Below are 4,388 nucleotides of genomic sequence, written 5' to 3' on the forward strand. Positions count from 1 at the left end.
TTTTCCTCTACTAGTTTTTCGAGATTATCGAAAATAATTTCATGAACTTCTTGAGGAATATTGCCAATCGTATTCCATCCCAATAAAGCATAAGTAAAAGTTTCTTGAACCAGAGTGGGTAAATGTTCTGCTCTTCCGAGAATGACGTTTACATTATCAAAAGTGGCAGTTGATTCTTTAGCTAGGTTTACCAATTGTTCAGCAAAATCAATTCCTGTGATCTTACCGACAAGGGGAGCAAGATGACGAAGATAACGTCCCTCACCACATCCTACCTCCAGAACACTATCCACCCCTTCAAAGGTTCTCTTGATAAATTCTTCTTCTAACTTCTGATACTCCCTGACTCCTTCCGTCTCATTTTGAGGATCGAGCAAAGTCAATCCGATCCCTTCGTAAAAGTCTTTGCTATCTTTCATTATTTCTTCTATCCTTTAACAGCTTCACATAGTTTACCATAATCAAGTAAATTATGGAAAAACGTTTCTAGATCGGCTTTTTGCAATTCAGGGTTAGCCAGGATTAACCGAATCATAACCAGACCTTGATAATGAGCATAGTTGACAAAAGCTGTTCCAGTATGAAATAATTGGTTGCGTATGTCTAGATTCAGCTGGTCTAACCCAGTAGCGTCAAGCGGTTCATCTTTGGGGATATAACGGAAACAAATATTCAAAAATTGTGGTTCAGCGATTAATTCTAAATTATCGCAACGGCGGATATACTCGGTGGCGTAATTAGCTAGGTCAAATAAATGATTGACCAGCTGCTCATAACCTTTTTTGCCATAGTATTTCCAACACAGCCATAATTTAAGTGCATCTACTCTCCGACCACATTGTAACGACTTAGTCCCTAAATTATAGAAATCATTTTCATCATCATGGAATAGATAATCGGTACCTCCCCCAGAACAAGCTTCTGACAATAGTCCTTTTTCTTTGACTAAAATAGCCGAACAAATTAAAGGAACTCCCATTAACTTATGAGCATCCCAAGTAAAGGAATCAACTAACTCACTTCCTGCTAACAAATGCTGGTATTTTTCACTAAATAAAACCGGCCCACCCCAAGCCGCATCGACATGCAGCCACAAGCCATATTTCCTGGTAATTTCGGCAAGGGTCGGTAACGGATCGAAAGCGCCTAAAACAGTTGTACCCGCAGTTGCACCCACAAAGAAAGGTGTTTTTTCTTCTGATAAGCTCTGTTGAATCGCAGCTTCTAGTGCTTCGGGAATCATTTTGCCATCCACATCAGACTTAACCTTGACTAAATTTTTGATACCAATCCCTAACAAATTCGCAGCTTTTAAATAGGAATAATGAGCTTGTTCGGAAACAAAGGCGACTAACTGATGATTACCCAATCCCTGCAATTTAGCTTCCGGTAAAACTTGATGTCGTCCACAAAGCATTCCGATCAGATTAGCATTACTTCCTCCAGTTACCATCAACCCTTCACCTGGATTAAACCCCACTAAACTGTTCAATTGTTTAATCAATTCTATTTCCATCAGGGTGGCTACTGGGGCGACATCATAGGTGTGCATGGTAGTATTGGTGGCACTGGTCACCATGTCGGCTATTATTCCCGGAATACTAGACCCACTAAAAAGTAGATTAAAAAATTGAGTGCTACCGGTTCTAACGCTATAGTTCAGGTAAGATTCTACTATAGGAATTAAGGCTTCTAACGCTACTCCCTCATCGGGTAAGGTTAAATCGAGTTTTTCCTTAAGATCATTAGCGGTTTGATAATTAACAACTTTGGGATCGGGTTCCAAATTAGCGTCTAAATAGTTGAGAATTATGGTAAAGGCTTTAGTCAGGGTTGTTTCTGTATCTTTCATAGGGAGTGGGGAGTAGGGAGTAGGGATTAGGGAGTAGGGAGTAGGGAAAATTTACTCTATATTATTACTAGTAAAAACGCTATAATTGGAGATATTATCGACGGATATACTATAATTTAGTGTAATGCTAATAATCGGCAATGATATCAATCATAACAGGTTTTTGTTATTAAAGCAACCATAGAAAAATTTTAATTATTCTATCGGTATAGTTAACGGCACAATACCGATTTGTAGGCGTTGCTGAATCTTCGCGCTGAATAGAAGTAGAGTGGGCATCCTGCCCGCCCGAAAATATATTGAAACTGGCAAGATGCCAGTTCCACGCAAGATGCCCATTCCACAAAACTCTTAAAATCATTCTATTATTAAGCAACGCCTAAAATTATCCTGCTCTCCGGCTTTGTAGATATAGCAGAGCAATCGCCCATAATTGCCCCGATGTTTATCCAGGCAAACCTCCACCGGATCGTTGGTGTCGAATTCAAGATCCACCCATACATCCTGATTGGGTATCCCTTCCTCGTTTGTCCCGAAATACTCCTTCGCCCATTGTGAGGCCAGGATGCCAGCGTTGGTTATAGGTTTACTGCCAGCGCGCTGACTTTCCTCTGTGTCAAGACAAACAAACCGAATTGATTCTTGCTCATTATCCAAGAGTATCTTGATGGTGTCACCGTCAACAACTTTGATCAGTTTGAGATTTTTGATAACTGTACCTTTCATTAGCTCTCCTCTTTGTTGGTCAACCATGAAATGAGGGATTAGAATTGCTTGTTGTTTGAGGTGCAGTGCCAGAAGATATAATGGGTGTGATATAAGTGTTTTTCTGACCTTTCCTATAGGATATCATGTTTTTACAAATCTAATTCAGTCAGTGGAGTTTCATCTCCAGTTTGATGTTGGTGAAGGCTAATTTATTAGGTAGCAGGGAGCAGGGAGCAGGGAGCAGGGAGCAGGGAGCAGGGAGCAGGGAGCAGAGAGTAGGGAACAGGGAACAGGGAACAGGAAAGTGGGCAAAAATTTTGTATGCCTCATAGGTATGATAAACGCTATCATAAAAATTACACCTAAAAAAAGCGTAAGCATAACTTTAGCGATGCATCGTTTTTTTTTATTAACTTTAAAATTATAGCAATATAAGTATAGTTTAGGATATATTATTTGGGTTTATATGATGTCAGGATAATTACCCTTAATCCAAATCTCCCCCATCTCCCCGCGCCCCCTCCCCACACTTCCCACACTTCCAACCCTCCCCACACTCCCTACTCCCTACTCCCTCCTCCCTAAAACCCAAGACGAAGGTACCTCACCCCATTGAAAACTGCTATAGTTATGACTGAAGGTAAGACTTCATGATAAAAACCCTGGGAGAGGATTTAATGAAACGACAAGTAAGACAAATTACGTTAGGAATGACTCTGATCGCTTGCTTAATGGGTTCAATTGCCTGTGAGTCAACGTCCTCTGTTAAAACAACTAAAGTTCGTTCTGCCCATAGTAACTGGATCGAGGAACAGTTTCAAACCGAGATAGTCAATATTGGTCTGGAAAAACTTGGTTATGAAATAGAAAAACCGAAAGAAATTAGCTATCCGGTTATTTATGTGTCTGTGGCTAATGGCGACCTAGATTATAGTACTATTAACTATGAAAGAGGACACCAAGAATTCTTTGAAAATGCTGGGGGTACCAAAAAGTTAGAGCGAGTTGGAGTTCTTACTCCTGATGGGATACAAGGCTATCAGATCGATAAAAAAACTGCTGATAAATATAATATTAATAACCTGGAACAATTTAAAGACCCAAAAATTGCGAAACTATTTGATACAGATGGCAATGGTAAAGCCAATTTAATCGGTTGTGATCCTGGTTGGTTTTGCGAAATAGTAATCGATCATCACCTTAAAGCTTACGGATTAGAAGATACGGTTGAACACACTAGAGGACAATACATTGTGCTACTTGCAGATGTTATGACTCGCTACAAGCAAGGGGAAAGTGTTTTATATTATGCTTATAATCCTCACTGGATATCTACCGTATTAAAACCGACGCAAGATGTAGTTTGGTTAGAAGTTCCCTTTACATCTCTTCCTGAATTGCAAAAAAATATAACCGAAAAAGAAACCTCAGTAGACGGAAAAAATCTCGGATTTGCTGTGGATCGTCAGCGCATTTTTGCTAACAAGAAATTTTTGGCAGCTAACCCAGTTGCCAAGCGTTGGTTTGAACTAGTTCAAATTCCGGCTGAGGACATTAACGTTGAAAGCCTAAAGATCAAAGAGGGTGAGAACACTCCAGAAGATATACGCCGCCATGCTAAAGAATGGGTTGAGAATAATCAAGAGTTGTTTGATAGCTGGATAGAAGAGGCAAAAAAGGCAGGAGGGGATTCTATTTAAAAATAGGGAATAGGGAATAGGGAGTAGGGAGTAGGGAGTAGGGAGTAGGGAGTAGGGAGTAGGGAGTAGGGAGTAGGGAGTAGGGAGTAGGGAGTAGGGAGTAGGGAGTAGGGAGTAGGGAAAAAATT

The 4,388-nt window shown here is 40.2% G+C and carries 6 protein-coding genes; 1 reads left to right on the plus strand and 5 read right to left on the minus strand.

Annotated elements, in window-relative coordinates:
* The 5 genes from F6K57_RS37755 to F6K57_RS37775 all read right to left on the minus strand — a co-directional run.
* On the minus strand, positions 1-419 hold a 419-nt coding region (locus F6K57_RS37755; protein ID WP_293073534.1), incomplete at its 3' end, for a class I SAM-dependent methyltransferase.
* Positions 420-427: 8 nt separating this feature from the next.
* Positions 428-1,852 carry an aspartate aminotransferase family protein gene (locus tag F6K57_RS37760; protein ID WP_293073537.1) on the minus strand — a complete coding sequence of 475 codons (1,425 nt, stop codon included), beginning with the start codon at positions 1,850-1,852 and terminating at the stop codon, positions 428-430.
* 195 nt (positions 1,853-2,047) lie between these two features.
* The gene (locus F6K57_RS37765; protein ID WP_293073540.1) at positions 2,048-2,191 is read right to left on the minus strand and encodes a hypothetical protein; all 144 of its coding nucleotides are present in this window, start codon (positions 2,189-2,191) and stop codon (positions 2,048-2,050) included.
* A gap of 18 nt (positions 2,192-2,209) precedes the next feature.
* A complete protein-coding gene (locus F6K57_RS37770) occupies positions 2,210-2,578 on the minus strand; it encodes a hypothetical protein (RefSeq protein WP_293073543.1) in 369 nt (122 codons plus the stop codon).
* Between the two features lie 186 nt (positions 2,579-2,764).
* Positions 2,765-2,890: a hypothetical protein gene (locus tag F6K57_RS37775; protein ID WP_293045587.1), complete on the minus strand. Its 126-nt coding sequence runs from the start codon at positions 2,888-2,890 to the stop codon at positions 2,765-2,767.
* A 347-nt stretch (positions 2,891-3,237) separates the two neighbouring features.
* Between F6K57_RS37775 and proX the strand changes: the two genes are divergently transcribed.
* A complete protein-coding gene (gene proX, locus F6K57_RS37780; RefSeq protein ID WP_293073546.1) occupies positions 3,238-4,260 on the plus strand; it encodes a glycine betaine/L-proline ABC transporter substrate-binding protein ProX in 1,023 nt (340 codons plus the stop codon).
* Positions 4,261-4,388: the final 128 nt, after the last annotated feature.

The sequence above is a fragment of the Moorena sp. SIO4A5 genome, assembly GCF_010672005.1.
Taxonomy (GTDB): domain Bacteria; phylum Cyanobacteriota; class Cyanobacteriia; order Cyanobacteriales; family Coleofasciculaceae; genus Moorena.

What these genes read in the sequence shown, in the direction of transcription:
- F6K57_RS37770 (WP_293073543.1), bottom strand. Translation starts at nt 2,578, where the DNA reads ATGAAAGGTACAGTTATCAAAAATCTCAAACTGATCAAAGTTGTTGAC.
- proX (WP_293073546.1), top strand. Translation starts at nt 3,238, where the DNA reads ATGAAACGACAAGTAAGACAAATTACGTTAGGAATGACTCTGATCGCT.
- F6K57_RS37765 (WP_293073540.1), bottom strand. Translation starts at nt 2,191, where the DNA reads ATGGGCATCTTGCGTGGAACTGGCATCTTGCCAGTTTCAATATATTTT.
- F6K57_RS37775 (WP_293045587.1), bottom strand. Translation starts at nt 2,890, where the DNA reads ATGAGGCATACAAAATTTTTGCCCACTTTCCTGTTCCCTGTTCCCTGT.
- F6K57_RS37760 (WP_293073537.1), bottom strand. Translation starts at nt 1,852, where the DNA reads ATGAAAGATACAGAAACAACCCTGACTAAAGCCTTTACCATAATTCTC.